This window comes from Salinivibrio sp. AR647, from assembly GCF_001995415.1.
Taxonomy (GTDB): Bacteria; Pseudomonadota; Gammaproteobacteria; order Enterobacterales; family Vibrionaceae; genus Salinivibrio; species Salinivibrio costicola.
On the sequence record NZ_MUFE01000005.1, the window covers coordinates 144,260 to 165,986 of the forward strand.

20 protein-coding genes are annotated in these 21,727 nt (G+C 48.7%); 9 read left to right on the forward strand and 11 right to left on the reverse strand.

Features of this window, described 5'->3' with window-relative positions; all coding sequences use genetic code 11:
- Positions 1–5: 5 nt before the first annotated feature.
- The 3 genes from BZG76_RS07480 to BZG76_RS15425 form a co-directional block, all read right to left on the reverse strand.
- Positions 6–1,559 carry a Re/Si-specific NAD(P)(+) transhydrogenase subunit alpha gene (locus tag BZG76_RS07480; RefSeq protein WP_077460771.1) on the reverse strand — a complete coding sequence of 518 codons (1,554 nt, stop codon included), beginning with the start codon at positions 1,557–1,559 and terminating at the stop codon, positions 6–8.
- 294 nt (positions 1,560–1,853) lie between these two features.
- A complete protein-coding gene (locus tag BZG76_RS07485) occupies positions 1,854–2,144 on the reverse strand; it encodes an HlyU family transcriptional regulator (protein WP_021023851.1) in 291 nt (96 codons plus the stop codon).
- A gap of 143 nt (positions 2,145–2,287) precedes the next feature.
- On the reverse strand, positions 2,288–2,461 hold the full coding sequence (locus tag BZG76_RS15425) for a hypothetical protein (RefSeq protein ID WP_021023852.1): 174 nt from the start codon (positions 2,459–2,461) through the stop codon (positions 2,288–2,290).
- Between the two features lie 349 nt (positions 2,462–2,810).
- On the opposite strand from BZG76_RS15425, the gene BZG76_RS07490 reads away from it, so the two are divergent.
- Positions 2,811–3,740 (forward strand): hypothetical protein, encoded by a 930-nt coding sequence (locus BZG76_RS07490; protein ID WP_198532309.1) that lies wholly within the window; start codon positions 2,811–2,813, stop codon positions 3,738–3,740.
- A gap of 237 nt (positions 3,741–3,977) precedes the next feature.
- Here BZG76_RS07490 and BZG76_RS07495 read toward each other — a convergent pair whose 3' ends face one another.
- Positions 3,978–5,726 (reverse strand): bifunctional metallophosphatase/5'-nucleotidase, encoded by a 1,749-nt coding sequence (locus BZG76_RS07495; RefSeq protein ID WP_077460772.1) that lies wholly within the window; start codon positions 5,724–5,726, stop codon positions 3,978–3,980.
- A 121-nt stretch (positions 5,727–5,847) separates the two neighbouring features.
- On the opposite strand from BZG76_RS07495, the gene BZG76_RS07500 reads away from it, so the two are divergent.
- A complete protein-coding gene (locus BZG76_RS07500; RefSeq protein WP_025744797.1) occupies positions 5,848–6,744 on the forward strand; it encodes an NAD(P)-dependent oxidoreductase in 897 nt (298 codons plus the stop codon).
- A gap of 330 nt (positions 6,745–7,074) precedes the next feature.
- On the forward strand, positions 7,075–8,019 hold the full coding sequence (gene ylqF, locus BZG76_RS07505; protein ID WP_025744796.1) for a ribosome biogenesis GTPase YlqF: 945 nt from the start codon (positions 7,075–7,077) through the stop codon (positions 8,017–8,019).
- A 67-nt stretch (positions 8,020–8,086) separates the two neighbouring features.
- Here ylqF and BZG76_RS07510 read toward each other — a convergent pair whose 3' ends face one another.
- The 4 genes from BZG76_RS07510 to nrdD form a co-directional block, all read right to left on the reverse strand.
- Complete coding sequence (locus BZG76_RS07510) at positions 8,087–10,078, reverse strand: methyl-accepting chemotaxis protein (protein WP_077460773.1); 1,992 nt, start codon at positions 10,076–10,078, stop codon at positions 8,087–8,089.
- Between the two features lie 169 nt (positions 10,079–10,247).
- The gene (locus BZG76_RS07515) at positions 10,248–11,432 is read right to left on the reverse strand and encodes an amino acid aminotransferase (RefSeq protein ID WP_077460774.1); all 1,185 of its coding nucleotides are present in this window, start codon (positions 11,430–11,432) and stop codon (positions 10,248–10,250) included.
- Positions 11,433–11,506: 74 nt separating this feature from the next.
- Entirely contained in the window at positions 11,507–12,004 is a 498-nt protein-coding gene (nrdG, locus tag BZG76_RS07520; protein ID WP_077460775.1) for an anaerobic ribonucleoside-triphosphate reductase-activating protein, read from the reverse strand.
- 10 nt (positions 12,005–12,014) lie between these two features.
- Positions 12,015–14,156, reverse strand: coding sequence for an anaerobic ribonucleoside-triphosphate reductase (gene nrdD / locus BZG76_RS07525; RefSeq protein WP_077460776.1), 2,142 nt, complete (start codon positions 14,154–14,156; stop codon positions 12,015–12,017).
- A gap of 284 nt (positions 14,157–14,440) precedes the next feature.
- Here nrdD and BZG76_RS07530 point away from each other — a divergent pair, with 284 nt between their 5' ends.
- The 4 genes from BZG76_RS07530 to BZG76_RS07540 all read left to right on the forward strand — a co-directional run bounded on the left by BZG76_RS07530 (position 14,441) and on the right by BZG76_RS07540 (position 16,968).
- A complete protein-coding gene (locus BZG76_RS07530) occupies positions 14,441–15,364 on the forward strand; it encodes an endonuclease/exonuclease/phosphatase family protein (protein ID WP_158011334.1) in 924 nt (307 codons plus the stop codon).
- 120 nt (positions 15,365–15,484) lie between these two features.
- Positions 15,485–15,628 carry a hypothetical protein gene (locus tag BZG76_RS15355; RefSeq protein ID WP_158009982.1) on the forward strand — a complete coding sequence of 48 codons (144 nt, stop codon included), beginning with the start codon at positions 15,485–15,487 and terminating at the stop codon, positions 15,626–15,628.
- 95 nt (positions 15,629–15,723) lie between these two features.
- Positions 15,724–16,041, forward strand: coding sequence for a hypothetical protein (locus tag BZG76_RS07535; RefSeq protein ID WP_077460778.1), 318 nt, complete (start codon positions 15,724–15,726; stop codon positions 16,039–16,041).
- A gap of 132 nt (positions 16,042–16,173) precedes the next feature.
- Entirely contained in the window at positions 16,174–16,968 is a 795-nt protein-coding gene (locus tag BZG76_RS07540; protein WP_077460957.1) for a DUF2797 domain-containing protein, read from the forward strand.
- A gap of 63 nt (positions 16,969–17,031) precedes the next feature.
- Here the strand turns inward: BZG76_RS07540 and BZG76_RS07545 are convergent, their stop codons facing one another.
- Positions 17,032–17,463, reverse strand: a complete 432-nt coding sequence (locus BZG76_RS07545) for a hotdog fold thioesterase (RefSeq protein ID WP_025744795.1) — start codon at positions 17,461–17,463, stop codon at positions 17,032–17,034.
- Positions 17,464–17,656: 193 nt separating this feature from the next.
- On the opposite strand from BZG76_RS07545, the gene BZG76_RS07550 reads away from it, so the two are divergent.
- Both BZG76_RS07550 and BZG76_RS07555 read left to right on the forward strand, forming a co-directional pair.
- Positions 17,657–18,457 (forward strand): M48 family metallopeptidase, encoded by an 801-nt coding sequence (locus BZG76_RS07550; protein ID WP_077460779.1) that lies wholly within the window; start codon positions 17,657–17,659, stop codon positions 18,455–18,457.
- Between the two features lie 158 nt (positions 18,458–18,615).
- A complete protein-coding gene (locus tag BZG76_RS07555) occupies positions 18,616–20,139 on the forward strand; it encodes a sensor domain-containing diguanylate cyclase (RefSeq protein WP_077460780.1) in 1,524 nt (507 codons plus the stop codon).
- 98 nt (positions 20,140–20,237) lie between these two features.
- On the opposite strand, the gene BZG76_RS07560 is transcribed toward BZG76_RS07555, so the two are convergent.
- A complete protein-coding gene (locus BZG76_RS07560) occupies positions 20,238–20,687 on the reverse strand; it encodes a PAS domain-containing protein (RefSeq protein ID WP_021023812.1) in 450 nt (149 codons plus the stop codon).
- A 4-nt stretch (positions 20,688–20,691) separates the two neighbouring features.
- Positions 20,692–21,693 carry a response regulator gene (locus tag BZG76_RS07565; protein WP_108743658.1) on the reverse strand — a complete coding sequence of 334 codons (1,002 nt, stop codon included), beginning with the start codon at positions 21,691–21,693 and terminating at the stop codon, positions 20,692–20,694.
- Positions 21,694–21,727 lie beyond the last annotated feature (34 nt).

The window sequence follows — 21,727 nt, forward strand, 5'->3', positions numbered from 1 at the left end:
TCTCCTTACCCTTTACGGAACATTTCAAGCATGCGCTTTGTAACAGTAAAGCCGCCAAAAATATTGATACTGGCGATCAACACGGCAATGAAGGAGAGGAAGGTAACAAAACCGATCCCTTGTCCTACTTGCAATAGCGCCCCGACGATAATGATGCCTGAAATCGCATTGGTGACGGACATCAGTGGCGTGTGTAGCGCATGGGTTACATTCCAGACCACGTAGTAGCCTACAACACAGGCAAGCACAAACACGGTCAAATGAGAAAGGAACTCACTTGGGGCGTAGTTGGCTACCCAGCCAAACGCCCCCAACCCGGCGGCCATTAAGCCATACTTGGTTGCCCGTGACGTTTTTTTCGCCTCTGCTTTCGGTGCAGGTTCGGGTTTAGGTTCCGCTTTCGGTTGTGCCGACACTTGAATCGGCGGTGCAGGCCACGTCACTTCGCCTTCTTTAATAACGGTGACGCCACGTACGACTACATCGTCAAAATCAATGGCAATATTGCCGTCTTTTTCTTTGCAAAGCAGTTTGGTGAGGTTAACCAAGTTAGTGGCATACAGTTGTGATGACTGAGTCGGCAAGCGCCCTACCATATCGGTATAGCCAATCACTTTGACCCCATTTGGCGTGGTGATGACTTGGTCTTTTTCGGTGTACTCACAGTTGCCACCATTGGCGGCTGCCAAATCAACAATCACACTCCCGGATTTCATGCTGTCTACCATCTCTTTGGTAATCAGCGTTGGCGCAGGTTTACCAGGGATCAGCGCCGTGGTGACGATAATATCGACATCTTCTGCTTGTTGCGCATAGAGCTTTTGCGCAGCCTGATTGAATTCATCCGACATCTCTTTGGCATAGCCATCACTGCTGCCTGCACTGTCTTGTTTGAAGTCCACTTCAAGAAAGTCAGCGCCCATGCTTTCAACTTGTTCTTTCACCTCTGGGCGAACATCAAAGGCACGAACAATGGCACCTAGGCTCCCGGCAGCGCCAATCGCAGCCAGACCTGCCACCCCGGCACCGGCAACAAATACCTTGGCAGGCGGTACTTTACCGGCCGCGGTGATTTGCCCGGTAAAGAAACGGCCAAATTCGTGGGCCGCTTCGACAATAGCGCGATAGCCCGCAATGTTTGCCATCGAGCTTAGCGCGTCTAAAGATTGTGCACGAGAAATCCGCGGCACGGCATCCATCGCCATCACATTAACATTGCGCGCCGATAATCGCTCAAGCAGCTCTTCGTTTTGGGCAGGCCAGATAAAGCTGACAAGCGTGGTGCCTGCTTGTAGTCGTTCCACTTCATCTTGACCGGTTTGTTCAATCACACCCGGTGCGTTGACTTTAAATATGACCTCAGACTGCCAAACGGCATCCGTATCAACAATGGTCGCCCCGGCAAGTTCGTACGCAGTATCTTCGAAGCTTGCTTTTTCGCCCGCTCCCTTTTCTACCACTACGTCAAAACCGAGTTTGATAAGCTGTTCCACCGACTTTGGCGTCGCAGCTACCCTCGTTTCATTAACGAGCCTCTCTTTTGGAACACCAATCTGCATAGCTATTCCCTGAATGTTGGATTATAAAAAATTTTTTAATCGTCACAGGTGAGTACCACCTGAGAGACATTCACTGACTAAATTCGTATTGAAAACGGTTTTACCCATTATTCACTCAGTTGCGGGGGTCAGTAATTTTGTGCTTAGCAACGCAACAGCCTTAACTTAACGAGTTTATTCCTTAATCACCACAGGGCGAGGATCGCCATTAGGGTATAAATGTGATCCAATCGACACTTTATCTGTTTTTATTGTTCATAGTTATGCATTAATTTTGGTATCGCTCAGCATCGCCTAACCGCCACGCGCAAAAATCTTGTCGCCATTCTGGTCAATCATCATTTTGGCCTTTGTGATCATCAAGCTATTTGCATCGTCTTGATTTCCCAATAGATCAGAACGGATAAAGTGATGGGTCATCACCTGTTCATCGATTTCTTTGCAAATACGCCCGCATACACGGTACTGGCCGCTTTCTGCGGTCGCTTCGGGGTAAATCAAATAGCCTTTGTAATCTGTTGGGGTCACAGTCGCTTTAGCTTGTTTCGATTGACCACCAGAAAAAAGTGCGGAAAACCATCCCATCTTTCTTTACTCCTTTTTATCTTTCAGCTCGGACAAATCAAGCAATATATGATTGGTTAATGCCAAGGGTGATTAAACCACAAATAAAAAAACGCCACATCTCGATGATGTGGCGTTTCGCGTTCTGTCTACGTTTTGTCGTCTTATCGGTTTATGCCGATATCACGCTGCAAATGCGCCGGTAAACGGCTTGCATCATAAGCAGGTGCTTGCGTGCTGCGGGTAAACAACACATCCATGGCATGAGCGATCAGTCCTTTGATAGTTACCGCGTAAGATCGACGTGAACGTGTCATATTAACCGTTGCAGTCGTCATACGATCCTCGCTTTATTTTCTGAATCACTCGGCGCGTAGTATAGGTGGCTAACCCACAATGATAAATTGATGAAAATTAAAGCATAGGATTAGTTTTTGTAATCCGAAAAGCAAGCAATCGCTAATCAGAAAATCATGTTAACTTACGGTTAAAAAAGCGACTATTTGCTTTTACGTGCCTCTGAGCTGTTATTATATTTATTTTGTTTGAAAGCCGTCTCCACACCCATGCGATACCTTGTCACTTGCACATAGCCGTGTCTTACTTATTAAGAATGGCGATTTATCGCTCGATTATCGATTAAAACCTGATAACATCAATGTTACACATGTCACTAAGGTGTTGACCATGCTTGCGTTTCTAGCCCGACACTCTGCGATCTTTCTTTTTATTGCTGCGCTGATTGGCTTTGCATTTCCAGCGGTATCGCTAGCGTTGTTTCCTTTTCTTCCCTATGTTTTATTTGCGCTGATGCTATTTACACTGCTTGGCATCCACCAAGGTTTACTGGTAAAAGCACTCGGCCAGTGGCAAGTGTGGGTATATGCATTTATTCATGCGGTGGTATTAACGCTGATAACCTGTTCGATCGCTTGGTTATTGGGCGCATCGACAGGGTTATTACTCGCGATTAGTGGGATCTGCGCAACCGGCTCCTTGTTTGCCACACCCGCCATTATCCGTTCGTTAGGCATGGACGCGCTGATCGCCATGGCCTACACCATCGCTTCAACGTTGCTGATGCCAGTTGTCTTATTCGTCAATTTAACAATATTCAGTGGTGATGCTTTTTCACTGGATTTACAAAGCTACGTGATTCGATTAGCGGTATTTATTTTCGGGCCCATGGCGTTCGCCGCGATTTTTCACGCGCTGGTCAAGCCCGAAAAACTCAAACGCATTCACGGCAAGCTCGCACAGTTTACTATTGTGCTGGTGTTTAGCTTTCCTTTGGGGCTGGTGGGGCCATTTGGAGAAACCTGGCAAAACGATCAAGCGTATGCCCTAGAACTGTTAGCAATTTCAGTCGCAATTTGCATGCTTTTTTTTACCATTGCCTTCGGTTTATACCGGCGACAAGGACAAGCAGCCAGTATGATCGCCGCGGTGACCGCCGTAAATCGCAATGTATTACTGACCTATACCGTTGCCGGCGTCGCACTTGGCCCGGTATTTTTACCCTTAATCGGTGCCATTCAGTTACCCATTTACCTACAGCCTCTTTTGGTTCGCTGGGCCATACGTCACGCGCATCGCGCTGACACGCAGGTGCCCTAGCGCGGCTCGTTTATACAACCGGTACAAAATAAACCAAAGATGCCCAAGCTATCAGCCAAAAGCTAATCAACCCCACATCAAACCAATCACGTTTTTCCATCACCTTCACCTTTCGATAGTATGGCTACATTCAGGTCACCTATTACTGTTATCGACAATAACGACCCAAACTTAATCTAACGGCAACGTTATGCCGAACGTGCAACCTATCGATGAATAAGCAAAGGATGGGCCAAGTTATTGACCCCAACAGGTTTGTGTCTGATCGGGTGTACTCAAATAACACACTAAAGGCTGGCTCGGGAGCGCGAGTGCGTTTTGCTGCCGTGCATACCGAATAAAACACTCCGCCATTGATAAACCAATTGAGCGACGACGGCCTGTCTGCAGTGCGTCATAGCCCTCTTTACCTTGTGCCGTATAAGATGAGGACACACCGGTATATCGGTGCGCATCGTCCATCGCCACCCAATGCTCACCCCGTTTGATTTCTAATTGGGTGATGCGCTGCCCCATCGGGCGCCACGCTTCATAACGATAACGGATAGCGGCACAATACGGGAAACTGCCGGTCCCAAGGCCAGCAACGCCATTGTTGGTCGCGTTGTTGATTGCCCCTTCTAACGCGCTGCGGATTTGTTCGCCTGTCACTCGATACGCGATCACGTCGATCGCAAACGGCAGCAGTGTACCGGCAATTAATGCAGCAGAAAGCGGGCCAGCGTTCAATCCAACTCGAACCCCTCCCGCATTATGTATCGCAAACTCCGCATCAATCCCTTGCTCACGCGCCGCCCAAAGAAAACTCTCGGTGACCAAAGGAGCCACGTCGCTACTGCCTTCGCCGTCAGGGACGCGAACATGGCGTAAACGCTCAGGCACATGCGTGACAATATCACGCTCTAATTGTGCCACTTGTGGACGATACGTCTGTTGCAAGTGGTGTTTTAGATCTAAATCACTCGGCAAAATGAGTACATTCGACTGACTATTCAGATAGTCGCGCGCCGCTTGATAAGAAGTGGCGGTTAATTGCTGCTCGCGCGACGCATCCATCGCCAAACTGCGTCCAAGCAGCACGTAATTTTGACCATTAAAGGCTGTTGGCCGACCTTTTTCATCGATGGATAACGTAAAACGGCCAATAGATTGCGCATGGCACCCGGCTTGCACAATCCAAGTATCATTAACTTGATACCCGTATGGATCTTGGGCCTCGAGACCAATATTTTGAAAATCGCCTTGTAAGACATGTGTGTGCCCTCCCACAATCACATCAATGCCTTTGACTGCTGCTGCGAGTGCCTTGTCTTTGTCATAACCAAGGTGGCTTAACAAAATAATGGTGTTGACCCCTTGAGCACGCAAATACGCCACCGTATTTTTAGCTATCTGGGTGGCAGGCAAAAACGGCGTATCGTGATCGGGATGTGCCAGTGCCGCCATTTGCTCAACCGCCAAGCTAAACAGACCAACCTGATGGCCCGCGTAGGTTTTGATCAGGGTGCTCGCACGTGCGTGCTCTGGCAGGTATGGCATCAAGCTAGGCTTATCGCTTACCCGTTTTTGCTTGTCTTTTGCTTCATCATCCACATGCCAATTACCGGCAAGTAAAGGAAACTTAATATCATCGAGAAAATCGGCAACGGGCCCATTGCCTTGATCCAGTTCATGATTACCGATGGCCATCGCGTCGATCCCAAGGCGATTAAGCATGTCGGCATTTGCTTTTCCTTTAAACAAGGAATAATACAGCGAGCCCTGGAAGCAATCACCGGCGTGCAGAAACAGAAAGCCGTGCTGATTTTGTTCAGCCTGATGACGAAAGTGCTTCACCGCCGATGCAATGCGTGCGAATCCACCGCAATTGGCATATACCCGTGTGTCTTCGCTATCTAAGCTGAGCGAGACAGGCGTAGACTCAAAGTGTGAGTGCGTATCGTTAATATGCGCGATGGTTAATGAGAATGGTTGTCGTGCTGTCATAATAATCCGTGCCACAACACAAAAGAAGATGATACAAGCTTAACATTGACATATACAAGAAAGGTTAAGTTTTTGATAGATTACTACCTAATCCACAACAGGGAAGCGTGACGATATGCAAGTGAACAAGACCAAAGTGGCTTTTATTGGCCTCGGCGTGATGGGATTTTCGATGGCCGGCCACCTGCAACGTAACGGCTACCCAACCCGGGTTTACAACCGAACCCCCGGCAAGGCCGAAAGCTGGTGTACAACCTATCAAGGACAGAGTGGATGTACCCCTGCTGAGGCAGTCACTGACGCTGACATTGTCTTTATGTGCGTAGGTAACGATGATGACGTACGCAGTGTGGTCTATGGCGACATTGGTGTGCTGGCCAATATGAAAAAAGGCAGTACCTTGGTGGATCACACTACCACCTCTGCAGAGCTGGCGACTGAACTTGCCGACGTGTGTAACCGACAAGGTATTCACTTTTTGGATGCGCCTGTCTCCGGAGGTCAAGCGGGCGCCGAAAACGGCAAACTTACTATTATGGCGGGTGGCGATCCTGCTGTATTTCGTCATGCTGAACCTGTGATGACTGTTTACGCCAGTGCGATTGAGCATATTGGGCCAAATGGTAGCGGCCAGCGCTGTAAAATGGCCAACCAAATATGTATTGCCGGCGTCTTACAAGGCTTATCCGAGGCACTCACCTTCGCGCAATCCGCTGATCTCGATATCGAAAAAATGATCAATGCCATTAAGCACGGTGCCGCGGGCTCCTGGCAAATGGACAATCGCGCATCGACCATGGCACAGGATCAGTTTGATTTTGGTTTTGCGATTGATTGGATGCGTAAAGATCTTGGCTTTTGTTTAGAAGAAGCCGCCAAATTAGGCGTGAACCTTCCCTTAACCGAGCAAGTGGATCAACAGTACAGGCAGCTGCAACAACGCGGATACGGTCGAAGTGATACCTCAGTCCTGATCAAGCAGTTTGATACAGATACCAAACCATCTTCATCAACCTAACCTAAAAATACGGCCATCCTCGGCACTTGAGGCCGAGGAAAGGCTAAACAAGGTGTATACTAAAGTTAACCAATAAGGAGGGGTGTAATGACAGCTATCTATGTAATCTGCGCCATCGCCATGATCATTGGCCTGTTCACCTTATACGCACCCTCTATTGAAAAATGGTGTGATAAGCAGTTGAGCCCGAGCAAGAAAGATAAGTAGTTATTATTTAGTAGCACACCCCAGCTTTTCTCATCGATACCGTTAAGTGGTATGATGCGCGCCATTGTCGCGCCACTGACTTGTATGACGTTGGCGCATTCGCATCAGCAAGGTTGTACAAACATGGTTAACAACAAGATCCAGTGGTTTCCGGGCCATATGCACAAGGCTCGAAAGGAAATCGAAGAAGTCGTCCCTAAGATCGATGTGATCATCGAAGTGCTCGACGCACGCATCCCCTTTAGTAGCGAAAACCCTCTGATCCGCACACTGCGTGGCGACAAGCCAGTGATCAAAGTACTGAACAAACGCGATCTTGCCGATCCGGCTATGACAGATATTTGGATGGCCCACTTGGAGCAAGAGCAAGGCGTTTCAGCAATGGCGATCACCACGCAGCAGCAAAGTGAAGTCAATCGAATCATGGAACGGTGCCGCGCACTGGCCCCTCATCGCGAAGCCATGGGTAAAAATATTCGCTCAATGATCATGGGGATCCCTAACGTAGGCAAGTCCACCATCATTAACAGCCTTGCTGGTCGAGTGATTGCAAAAACAGGTAACCAGCCCGCTGTGACGCGCCAGCAGCAACGGATTAACTTGCAAAACGGCGTAGTGCTCTCTGATACACCGGGAATTTTATGGCCAAAGGTTGAGAACCCACATAGCGGTTTTCGTCTCGCGGCAACCGGCGCTGTGAAAGATACAGCAATGGACTACGACGAAGTGGCTTTTTATACCGTGGAGTACTTGGCGAGTGCCTACCCCGAGCGGCTACAAGAACGCTATCAGCTTGATGTATTACCCGACACAGACATTGAGTTGATGGAAGCGATTGGTGCCAAGCGCGGTTGTCTGCGCGCGGGAGGGCGGGTTGACTTGCACAAAGCCTCGGAAGTGCTGTTGCATGATTTACGCGCCGGTGCGCTAGGTGGCCTCACGTTAGAGAAACCGGACATGATTGAAACCGAACTGGTGCAAGTTGAAGAAGACAACGCCCGCCGAGAGGAAGAAAAAGCCGCTAAAAAAGAGGCCCGCCGTAAGCGTTACCTCAAAAACAAACGTTAATACAATTCGTGACATAACAACAAGTCACATGCCAAAGGGGCATTCGGCCCCTTTGGCAAGGATGCAGCTAGACTTTAAATTGCCCCACTAATTGTTGCAACGCCGTATTTGCCGCTTGTAAATCATGTGCTCGCTGCTCGGTAGTTTTCCCATTTTGATGCAGCTTGGCGACGATATCACGGATAGACGTCATGGTTTGACTAATATCTTCAGTGACCTGGCTTTGCTCGGTGGCAGCCGTGGCGATTTGCGTGCTTAGCTCGTCAACCTGCGTCACTGATTGGGTCATGGTTTCAATCCGCTGCTCAACCTGTTGGCTACTCTCTGAAGATGAGACACACTGCTCTCTCGTCTCCTGCATGGATTGACTAGCCTGTGTCACAGCGTCACTGACCTGTGCCAACATCTTATCGACTTCACCGGTGCTCTGTTGCGTCCGCGAGGCGAGGTTTCTCACTTCATCCGCGACAACCGCAAAACCGCGTCCCTGGTCGCCCGCCCGAGCCGCTTCAATCGCCGCATTCAAGGCCAGTAAGTTAGTCTGTTCTGCAATATCACCAATCACGCCGAGAATCGATTCAATTGCTTTAGTATGCTCTCGCATTTGCGCGACTTTTTGCTCACTGGTTTCCACGTTATCGACGAGGGCTAAGACACTGCGTGTCGATGCCTGCGTCTCTTCACGCGCTTGCTGGGCTTCTGATTGCATCTGACGCGTGACATCATGGCTTTGATTAACGTTTTCCGCGACATCAGAAGCAGAGGCACTTAGCTGATTAATCGCGGTAGCAACGCCTTCTGTTTCTCTTACATGGGCATCTAATGTCGATAAGGTTTGGCTAGCATCATGACTGATTTGCTCAACATAGTTCGAACAGGTTTGATTTGCGCTCATCACTTTCTGTACTAAGTCTTGCAAGTACGCGATGAAGTCATTCACTGAATGAGAGATGCTATCCAGCTCATCATTACCTTTTGTCGGCAATCGTAGTGTGAGATCCGCATCGCCTGAAGATAAGCTATCCACATTTTGCTTAAATGTCGCAAATCGGCCATGAAGTCGCTTAAAGGCAATGAGCATGACCACGAGCAATAAGCCGATCAGAGGTAACTGGATCCAAGCAAGGGTGGTGAGAATTTTATCGCTCAGCGCCGTGAGTGCCGAGGTTGGCTTGGCGACGACCAGCGTCCATGGCGTACCAGAGACTGGCGACAGCAATAAAGTTTGCTCCTGGTCTTTACCTTCAAAGATCAAACGCTGCGTCTGTTGATTTAGAGCCGTATCAATAGCCTTGGCAAAAGGCGTGTTGAAACGTGAGACCGATTTAAGTACATCGTCACGCGTGAAACCACCACGGCTTTGGCTAAGGATCTTGCCATCGGATTCCACAATGGCAATGTTGGCATCTAAGGCTTTTTGCTTTTCCGCGACCAGTTGGTTAAAAAAGCCAAGGGTGACATCAATGGTTGCTACACCATATAAGCTGCCTTGCTGATAAATCCCCATGGCACAATTGGTACGAGGCTGAGCGCTGGCACCATCTTTATAAGCATTGGCCCAAACGCATGCTCCCCGAGGCGCATTTTGACCCGCACGATGCCAAGGTTGGGTGTAATAATTTGGGGCCTCGTCGCTATTCCAGTAAGTATTTTCAACCAATTGTCCGCTGTCATCACGGTGATAAAAGGTAGAGGCACGATCAACGCCCGCGAGGCGTTTATTAGGTAGTGGCCATATACCGCCTCCAAATACCAGAGGGTTGCCGTACTGATCAATAAGGTGCGGTAGTTGGGTATCGATTTGGGCGCTGGTTAAGGTTGGGATAAGTTGCGTAATGGCGCGCTGCTGCGCTTTTACTTCACGAAGAGCGAAGGTAATATCGCGACCCACTTCATTCAGGTTAAGCTTAAGTCTTTCTTCTCCCTCTTTTTTTAGCGTCGGTGCAATCCATGTCTGTATGCTAAAAACAGTCAGGATCGTCGCGATCAGTAAAAAGACGATCAATCCGATACTGTATCGACCTTGTATGGTGGCAAACGGTGATCGAGTCGGTTGCATGAACATTCCCTATTTAATTACAGCTTAGAGGTATGAGTATAAGACACCAAATTCTTGTGTTGTAAAAAAAGCGTGGGGGGACATCACATTATGTGTACGCAGTTATAAAAAACCCGTCGTACCGAAGTACGACGGGCGTATGCTAATGCCTTTATGTGATTATCACTGTTTATGACGTCACATCCACCAGCGCATCGGCCAACCTATCGATGTGTCGCTCTGCCAGGCCAGCAATGTTGATCCGGCTATCTCCTACCGCATAGACGCCGTGTTTGTCTCGCAACTGATGGATCTGCTCACCAGTCAAACCAAGTACGGAAAACATGCCACGATGGTGTTGGATAAAATCAAAATAACCGTCACCTGTGCGATCGCGAAGGGCTGACGTCAAGCCTTCTCGTAAGGCATTAATGCGGGTGTTCATGGCTTTAATTTCATTGCGCCATTGCTGCGTAAGCGCATCATCCGTCAAAATGGTTTCGACAATTGCGGCACCGTGATCCGGTGGCATGGTATAGGTGCTGCGCGCCAGTTGCATGATGCGCCCTTTCGCATTCTGCGCTTCTTGGGCAGATTTACCCACCACAATCGCCGCGCCTGTACGCTCTCGATACAAACCAAAACTCTTGGAGCAAGATGTCGCAATTAATAGCTCTTCAACATTATCGGCTAAAAGACGCAAACCCCGAGCATCTTCTTCTACCCCATCACCAAAGCCTTGATAGGCAATATCGACAAAGGGGGTAAATCCGTTGCGATTCGCAAGCTCTGTGATCGCTTCCCATTCCTTCAGGCTTATATCAGCACCTGTGGGGTTATGACAACAACCGTGTAACAATACCACATCGTCGGCGCCCGCCTGTGATAAGGCATTCAGCATGGCATCGGCATCCACCATTTTGGTCTCACGATTAAAATACGGATAGAATTTCACCGTCAGGCCTGCCGCTTCCATCACCGGCTTGTGATTCACATAGCTGGGGTCTGTCAACCATACGGTAGTCACCGGCTTCGCGAGATTCATCAGATCGGCCAGCATACGCAGCGCCCCACTTGCACCTGGTGTTTGCACGGCGGCACAACGGTCATATGCGTCCGTCCCTTTGAGTAAGAGATCGACCATAGCTTGATTGAAGTTTTCATTGCCGGCCAGACCAACATAGGCTTTCGTTTGCTGAGTTTGCGCGAGGGATTGTTGTGCCGCTTTAACGGCTTGCATAATTGGCGTTTGACCATGACTATCACGGTAAACGCCAATGCCTAAGTCCATTTTATGCTCACGCGGATCGTCACGATAAGCCAGTGACAAAGAGAGAATGGGATCCTGCTGGGCAGGCGAGAGCAGATCTAACATAGTAATACGTCCTTTTAAGCCTGGATGCTCAAGATACGCTATACCCTACCCCATGCGGGAAAATTGGCAACCTCTTACCCGCGATTCTCTTGTCGATGTTGCGCACGCTCGGACAGAAAGTGTACGCATTGGTTGGCACTCCCCCGCCATACGAGGTTTGGATCGGCCTCTGCTTGGATAAATTTGCCGTCGATCAACACATCAATTAACGCCACCACCTCTTGCTGCTCAGAGGATAATTGTTCCAGCGTGTAGCCTGTCCACAACCAAATGTCTTTATCCGGGGCACTTAACACCACTTCTTGTAACAATTCTTTTACACCGTCGAGGTTAGCAGGATGCAAAGGATCGCCACCACTTAACGATAAACCGCGCCGCGGGATCCTTGTATCGAGAAGATCACGAATGATCTGATCTTTAATCACATCAGTGAAAAGGTGGCCACTTTTCAGCGGCCATGTGGCTTTGTTATAACAGCCTCGACATTGATGCTCACAACCTGAGACAAACAAAGTGCAGCGCGTCCCAGGCCCATTGACAATATCGACCGGGATATATTGGTGATAATGCACGATATACTCCCTACATATGTTTAACGCGGCGGATTACTTCTTGCTGCTTACCTGGGTTAAATGGACGTGTATCCGGGCTACCCAAATAGCCACAGACGCGACGAGTCACCGACACGCGCGCTGGGTCGTGATTACCACATGCCGGACAGGTAAAGCCTTTGCTGGTGCAATCAAATTCGCCGGTAAACCCACATTCATAGCATTCATCGATCGGCGTATTGGTGCCATAGTACGGCACGCGATCGTAGCTATAATCCCAGACGTTCTCCAACGCTTCTAAATTGTGCTGGATGTTGGGGTACTCGCCATAGCAAATAAAGCCACCATTGGCTAAGCGTGGATAGTCCATTTCGAAATCGATTTTATCGTAAGGTGTGACTTGTTTTTCCACGTCGAGGTGGAAGCTATTGGTGTAATAGCCCTTATCCGTCACCCCTTCAAGCACACCAAAGGCTTGCGTATCAAGCTGGCAAAAACGACTACAGAGGTTCTCACTCGGGGTGCTATACAAACTAAAGCCATAGCCTGTTTCTTCTTTCCAGCGCTCGGTCGCATCATGCAAGTAGGCGACAATCGCTTTCGCTTTCTTTTGCTTGACCACGCTGTCGTAAAGATGCGGCGTGCTGCCATAAAGGGCATTAATTGTTTCGTGTAGGCCAATATACCCTAGCGAAATCGATGCTCGGCCATGTTTGAAAATCTCACTGACTTCATCATCTGGGTTAAGGCGGATCCCACATGCACCTTCCATGTATAAAATGGGCGCCACGCGGGCTTTTACCCCTTTAAAACGCGCAATTCGGGTATCGAGTGCCTGACGAGCAATATTTAACGTTGCATCGAGGCGCGCATAAAAGGCGTCTTCATCCCCTTCTGCTTCAATCGCCAATCTGGGTAAATTGACACTGACCACGCCCAAGTTATTCCGCCCTTCATGGATCAATTCGCCGTTTTCTTCATAGTCACTTAAGAAGCTTCGGCAGCCCATCGGGGTTTTAAACGAACCGGTGACCGATACAACTTGGTCATAATTGAGAATATCGGGATACATTCGTTTTGAGGCGCATTCAAGCGCAAGTTGCTTGATGTCATAGTTCGGATCGTCAGGCTGTCGGTTTAAGCCCTCGCGAATGCAAAAGACCAATTTAGGGAACACAGCGGTTTTGCGATTTTCGCCCAAACCGGCAATACGGTTGGCTAAAATAGCACGTTGTACTGCACGCGCAGACCATGATTCACCGAGCCCTAACCCAAACGTAACAAACGGGGTTTGCCCATTGGCCGTATGTAAGGTGTTTACCTCATACTCCAACGATTGAAACGCATCAAAGCACTCTTTATCGGTTCTTGCTCGCGCATATGCCTCGGGCTCAGCAATGGCCCACTCTCGCGCCACAAGTAAATGTTTTTGGTAGCTTGCTTCAACGTAAGGCGCTAACACCTCATCAATACGATTGATGGTGGTGCCACCGTATATATGACTCGCCACTTGCGCGATAATTTGTGCCGTCACCGCTGTGGCGGTCGAAATCGACTTAGGCGGGGCAATTTCTGCGTTCCCCATTTTAAAGCCTTTTTGCAACATGCCGGCTAAGTCAATCAACATGCAATTAAACATGGGGAAGAAAGGCGCATAGTCTAAATCGTGGTAATGAATTTCGCCGGATTCATGGGCGCGGACAACGGCGCTCGGTAGCATGTGCTGTTTGGCGTAATGCTTCGCCACGATGCCCGCGAGTAGATCGCGTTGCGTCGGAATAACTTTGCTGTCTTTATTGGCGTTTTCATGCAGCAACTCGGTGTTCGTTTGACCGACCAACCCTTGTACCTCATGATTCAATCGCCCTCGGCGCTCTCGTGCAATGTCTCTATCGTGGCGGTATTCAATGTACGCGCGCGCGACCGCTTTATGCGGGCCAGCCATAAGCACATCTTCTACCGCATATTGGATGTGATCGATATCTACTTCGGCATCGCCAGCAAATTGCGTCGCAATGGTATCCGCTAAACGACGAATCACCTCATCAGTCAATGGGCATGATTCAACGTCACGCAGCGACTGCGCTGATTCTCGCGCACACGTCACCGCCTGAACGATACGATCTGCATCAAATGGGACGCGTGTTCCGTCGCGCTTAATTACCGCTGGCATATGCCCTCCACACCATATATAGGATTATAAAAACATCATAAACACAAGATGTGGCATTAGATAGCAAATGCGGGATCGATTGTGTTGACTCAGATCATCGAACTTTCGAATAACCAAAGTCGGCCGTTCAAACGCCTATCTGTTCTCCAATTTGCTGATCTGTCTTGTTGCAATTGTTAGCGAAAATCAAACCTTGTCCGCAATTTGATCGCGAACTCACCTACACGTTGAATATTTGCAGTAGGATCACGGTGAAAAGCAAATGATTAAGGTAAGGGGCAATCGTGCTTCGACGCGTCGGACTGTGGGTGCTGCTAGGGCTATATGTTGCCCCAAGCTATGCACTCACGGTAGCAACATGGAATTTTGAATGGCTAACCTTAAAGACCGATCAACGGGCTGGTATTCGCCATGAAGAGGATTACCTACAACTCGCGGCCATATTGGCGCAGATCTCTCCAGACGTGTTGGCATTTCAGGAGGTCGATAGCCCTGAGGCGTTAGCCCGTGTGATACCAAAAGAAAAATATAACTATTACTTTTCCGACCGTTACGCAGAACTCAAATCCTCTTCTCACAGTCAGCAGCTGACTGGCATCGCCGTGCGCAAAGGTTGGCAGGTGGACGATCGGAAGGATTTTCGTGAGATTGCCTTACCCGGACTGTTTGGCCTCCCTTCTTTGCGTTATGGCGCCTATGTGGTGATCACGCCTCCTGGCCATGCACCTATTCACTTGTTATCCGTTCATCTCAAGTCGGGATGTTTTCACCAACGCCAAGGCACAAGCAGCTGTAAAAAACTGAGTCAACAATTCAGAGCGCTCGCGGAATGGCTCGCGGTTCGTGATGATAAAAACGTTATCATTGCCGGCGACTTTAATCGCTATATCGGAGAAAATAATGATCCATTTTGGCATACATTTAACGCTCATCGCCTTGAAATCGATGCCAATCCCCCCAACATCGTCAACGTCACCAAAAACGTGCGAGCACGCTGTAAAGCACGGCGTTACAATTGGCGCACTCAAACTTGGAACCAGGTGATGTACAGCCGCTTAGTGGATCATGTTTTGGTCTCTGAGCCTCTTGCCAATCAATGGCAGTACAGTTTTCAGTATCAGTTTGACTACCACAAGGTAATGACATACCGGCTCAGCGACCACTGCCCGATTGTTGCGCGCTTCGACATTGAGTCGGCGTCGAAATAGATTGACCCAATCGCAAAAGGTTGAGAAGGTCTTAATGCCGCTAGGAATGTCATGGTATTGATACAGTGAGCCGTTAGCCTTGCTATATGTGATGGGTTAACGATCACTCAAGGAGAAAAAATGAACAGTTTACAGCATCAGGTTATCCCAACAGATGATGACCTGCTAGCCGATTATCTTGATGATACATCGGCGCATCATCGCCCCAACATAGCGGGCCACAATGATGTCTTTAGTGATGATATTGAAGACGCCACACGCTAATCTGATTGCCTCAGCGTTAATTTAACTTCACGCTGACAACGCGTCATCCTACCCTTGTTACGTTGTCAGCAAATCCACCGACGTGTCGATATATTATGAAAAAAGCTCTCTCTGCGGTGCTGTTATGCGCCTCTTTTCTGTCTTTTCAAGCCCTTGCGGCCCCCGAACTGATAGCCAAATCAACCCTTGATTTTGGTGACTTCGAAAAAACAGCGAATGTCGAGATCGAGGGCAATATTCAAGACGATGTACTTCGTCTTGTTGAGCGTGGAGTCAAAGAAGAAGAAGCTGACTACTTTGTGATTAACCAAGTCAGTGAAGATACCCACAAAGAGGTATTGATCGTGTCGGTGACCCTCTACCGTGAGTTCACTACTGACAATCAAAAACGCTTTGAGAATCGGCTCGGATAAGCATGGAATGATAAGAGAGGTAGGTACGAGTGCGTCCCAGCGTCGACCTACCTAACGCTTTAGGCTTTCCTTTGTTACACTTCTGCACTTTATAACGATAAGAGCAATGTTGTGATTGGAACCTTAAATAAAATGCGCACCGAAGCAGGCGCATCCGTGCAGTATTTTCTCCGTGTCGGTCAGCAAGAACTACACCTTAACCCGCTACTGGGCCACACGCTCACCCTGACACACACTGGCAATATCTTTTGTGATGCGTGCGGTCGAAAAACCAAAAAAAGCTATTCACAAGGTCACTGTTATCCCTGCATGAAGAAGCTAGCGCGCTGTGACATGTGTATTATGAAGCCTGAAACCTGTCATTATGCACAAGGGACATGCCGGGAGCCTGAATGGGGCGAGCAGTTTTGCATGACCGACCACATCGTGTATCTCGCCAACACGTCTGGGCTAAAAGTCGGGATCACACGCGCGAACCAAATGCCAACCCGCTGGCATGATCAAGGCGCAACGCAGGCCCTGCCAATCTTCCGTGTGAAAACCCGCCATGTATCTGGCCTGGTTGAGGTGGCAATCGCTAAACACGTTGCCGACAAGACTAACTGGCGTGCGATTCTCAAGGGGGACAACGACGTACTTGATTTACCAACAGAAGCGGAACGCCTCACCCAGGCCATTGCATCCGAGCTTGCTGATATCCGTTTACAATTTGGTCAAGATGCCATTGTGCCGGCTGAGCAAGGCGCTCTGACATTTAGTTACCCTGTCACTGAGCATCCAACCAAGATAAGCTCCCACAACTTTGATAAAAATCCGCACGTAAGCGGTATATTGAAAGGAATAAAGGGCCAATATTTGATTTTCGATACTGGCGTGATCAATGTGCGTAAATTTACCAGCTATGAAGTCACGGCTTCGCACGAGTAACTGACACTTGGGGTTCCCCTATAACCGTGCAAGGCTACCCACAGACTTGCACGGTGTCTGCTTTTATCGGTGTGCTTTATCAGTCAGCACCGCCATCGTAAGACGGCTCACGCATATATCGCGGCCGCGTTCATCTTGGAGGGTAATACTCCAAACTTGCGTGGTTGCCCCAAGATGAATCGGGCGTGCGACCCCGGTCACTGTGCCTTGTCGCATCGCGCGTAAATGATTGGCGTTAATATCGAGGCCGACGCAGTATTTCCCTTCAGGCACACACATATTAGCGGCGAGTGATCCCAAAGTTTCAGCCAACACCACCGACGCACCGCCGTGCAACATGCCCAGCGGTTGATGCGTATGCGCGGCAACCGGCATGGTGCCTGTTAAGCTGTTGTCATCAAACGCCGTATAAATAATCCCTAAATGCTCAACCAAGGTATTCGCCGATGAGGCATTTAGCCCCGCGAGCGACATGTCTTTTTTCCAAATGCTCACCATGTCTCACCTATTATTCATTCAATAACCGCTAACGGTTGCCCTGATGATCAACGTCGACTAGCGCAACACGAAGAAAGCAGCACCGTAGACGCCGGGGCGATAAGACAGTACATTACCTGTACTAACTGAGCGCCGTTCACGGCATGCTTCGGTCACGCCCATGTTAGGTAAAACGATACAGGAAACAATCATGCGACGCACGGCCCACACAGTCATTCTGTCTATCTGCTTCATTCTCACACTTACAGCCTGCTCAAATTCACCCACAGGCCGGAATCAGCTTTTGCTCTTTTCTGGCAATCAAATGGCTGACCTAGGCCAGCGTTCATTTGAGGAAATGAAGCAATCCCAGCCAATCAGTCAGGACAAAGCCGTGAATACGTACGTACAGTGCGTGGCTCAAGCGATTTTAAAAGTGGTTCCGCCTCAATCAAATTTTTCCGAATGGGAAGTGGTGGTGTTCGACAGTGAGCAAGTGAATGCGTTTGCTTTACCAGGCGGAAAAGTAGGCGTCTATACCGGCCTACTCAATGTCGCAGAGACGCCCGATCAATTAGCAGCGGTTATTGGTCATGAAATTGGTCATGTGTTAGCCGATCATAGTAATGAACGTCTTTCTCGCTCTCAACTTGCCGCACTGGGCCTAACAGTTACCGGTATGTCTCTATCAGATAGCCCTCATGCCGCCATGGCAATGGCCGGTTTAGGACTTGGCGTGCAAGTCGGTATTTTGCTGCCCTATAACCGCGCGCAAGAATCAGAATCGGATAAAATTGGCCTACAGCTGATGCATCAAGCCGGTTTCAATCCGAGTGCCAGTGTCGACCTATGGCGCAATATGGCCAAAGCGTCTGATGGCGCGCCACCCGAACTGCTCTCGACGCATCCGTCTCCCAACACTCGCATAAAAGCACTCGAGTCAGGTGTGTCTCGCTTGCCTAACGTCCCTCACCGTATGACAGCCCAGTGCCAACGCCCGCGTACAAACTAATCATATGCAAACATTGTATTAACAAAGTGAATTCACTCACAAAGGCACTATCTATCGTGACTGATAATCGATGAAGCACAGTAACCCCTACCCTTGTCACACAAATCATTAACCTTTGTGTTACGCTTAGCCTAGGTTTTAGTGGGTAGTGATTCTGTGTGATTAAGCAGTCTTTCATCTTTTTGATTTGCATGCTATGGGCGCCGTTTACGTTAGCAACGTCACAACCCCATGCAGATTTATTTAATCAGATGTTTGAAAAACATGCACTGGTCATGATGCTAATCGATCCTGATAAAGGCGATATTCTTGCTGCTAACACAGCTGCCAGCGAATTTTATGGGTATTCGCGTGATACGCTGGCGCAAATGAACATCAAAGAGATTAACGATTTATCCCCTCAATCGGTTGCAGAAGAACGAAAGCTGGCAGCATTAGAAAAACGTCGTTATTTTGTGTTCCGTCACCAGTTAGCCGATGGCTCAACCCGTACCGTTAAAGTCTCATCGGTTCCGGTTTCTTATCGCGGCAGTCCAGTGCTTTTTTCTATCGTCACCGACATCAGTGAATTTCGCGCCACACAAGAATCCTTGTGGCATTACCAAAATCGTCTAGAGCACATGGTTGATGAACAAACTCAACAGCTTGAAAAACGCACAGACCACCAACTGATTGCGACTTCACTGGTTATTATCTTTCTCGGTGTGATGTTGACCACGATGTGGCTGGTGTTACGCAAAAAACGCCGCACAGAATATGAGTTACAACTTGAACGTGGTCGTCTCGATGAAATTATCCGTGGTACACATGTAGGCACGTGGGAGTGGCACGTCCCGAGTGGTCAGCTGGTAGTGAATGATCGCTGGGCCGAAATCATCGGATACAGCCAAAAAGCGCTTGCTCCGATCACGATAGAAACATGGAAGTCACTCTGTCACAGCGAAGACTATGTCCATGCTCAAGAGAAAATACATTCAGCCTTTGGTGACTTAACGCCAAACTATGAATGTGAGTTCAGAATGCTGCATAAAGAGGGTTTCTGGGTCTGGATATTATCGAAAGGCAAGGTGATGGAGTGGGATCGGAGCCATAATCCAGTCCGGATGGTTGGTACACACCAGGATATTAACGAAACCAAGCGTTTGTACCTGCAGTTTGAACACATGGCCCATACAGATACCTTAACAGGTGCCCTCAATCGAATGGCATTCAAACAACGCGCCGACCAAGCACTGGTCCAAGCTCGGCAGCAAGGTGCGCACTTTTCTTTACTTTTTATTGATTTAGACGGCTTTAAAGCAATTAACGATACCTACGGCCATGACGCAGGTGACAGCGTACTCGTGGAAACCACAAAACGCATGAGTAGTAGTATTCGCAATTCTGATACGCTTGCTCGCCTTGGTGGCGATGAATTTGCCGTATTGCTCGAATACACCAGCCATCCAGATGACGCGGGGCGCGTGGCTGAAAAAATAATTGCCGGTTTAAGCCAGCCCTTTCATGTCAATAACAATCAAGAAGTCACACTCTCAGCGAGCATAGGTATTGCCTGTTACCCTGAACATGGTGAATCGTTTGAGTCGTTATTAAGTTGCTCGGACGCCGCCATGTATTATGCAAAAAGGACATTAAACGGCGGCATTTTTGCGTACTGTGATCCCAAACGAGACACGATTTGACCTTAAAAGCTCGCTCCACCTCAAAAACAAAAATAAGCCTTATCTAAAAAATCGAGTCGCAACCAGTAATTTCGCTATGATGACGCGCAGTACTTACTCTATGATGACGCTATAGCTTTAGGGCTTTGACTCGCTAATGCCTCATTGGTCACATCTTGAATCGAAATAAACATATGATTCACTTCACCACGCGTATTGGCCATCGGATGCATGGTGATATTTTGGTACATAAACGGTAACTGTCCGGTAATCGGGCGCACATGACGGCAGCGAAACAAATAAGGTCGCTGTTGCCAAACAATGAAACTGCGACACCGTAATTCGAAAACCGGCTGAGACTTGGCGCGAAACCAGGACGCATTGATCTCGGGAAACACGTCGAACAGCGAACGACCTTGTACATCTTTCGCATGTTTGCCGCTATGGTGGATCATAAATCCGTTCCACATTTGGATGTGAAAATCGCGATCGAGTACGATTAATCCCATATCGATATGCTGCACCATATCTAGCATCCAATGGAATTGATCAAAATCTTGTGTGCTCATTCCATTACTCCTCATCCATCAGGTACGCTAACTTGGCATCCAGTAGCGGTAGTGATTCATCCAACAGCAGCAATAGAAGATCGCATTTTATCTCGGTACCATCAATCTGATAACTGACCTCAATGGTCACTGTTCGCTTCCATGAACCCTTCATCGCCGAGATCAATTGGTCAACGTCAGCATGTTGTCCAAGTAAGGCCGGATAGCTTTGCGAAAACTCTAACGCCGCCTGATCGCCCAGTCCGCGGAGAAAAGCGCTGATTAAAATGTTGCTCACATCCACAAGGAGCTCTAATTCATTATCCACCGATCCGTCGTCTGGGTAGTCGAGCAGTTGGATCATTTCAGTAATACTCGAGTCACTGATCAACATCAGCGCTTCACCAGCGATCCCTTCACCACTAAAGCCTTGGCACACTCCATTCATGGTGTTGGACTGGGCCAGATGGCGAATCGTCATGGTTAATTCAGTCACCTCAAACACATTTACTTGCGGCAAAGGCATATGGACAAACACACCGCAGTGCCGGGCGAGTTTATCCGCCGCCTGGCCCATGGCAATGTTCACGACTTCCATATAAATATCACGACGGCTCAGTTTTTCGTGCGACGTTTGCGCACGCTGGGTATCTAAAGTGGATGTATTAGGCAAATAGGCTTTGATTAACGCATCGACCCGCTCGCGACTAATCGGCTTTTTAACAAAGTCTTTCGCGCCTCGCTCCAACACTTGCTGCTGTGCTAATGGCTGAATATCACCCGACACCACCACAACCGGAGTGGTCATGCCCGCTTTTTGCATAGCCTCTAACGTTTGATAACCGTCTAATTCTGGCATGGTCAAGTCTAGAAACATGATGTCGATCGGCTGACTGTTGAGCACCTCGAGTGCCACTTTACCGTTTTCAGCAAAGTGCACGTCAGCATCGAGGTCTTGAGGCAAGGTTCGAGATAGCTGTTTGCGCGCCAGGGCAGAATCATCGGTGATCAGTATTTGTTTGGTCAAAAGCCTCTCCTTTTCGACTTCTTAGCTGAGAGTA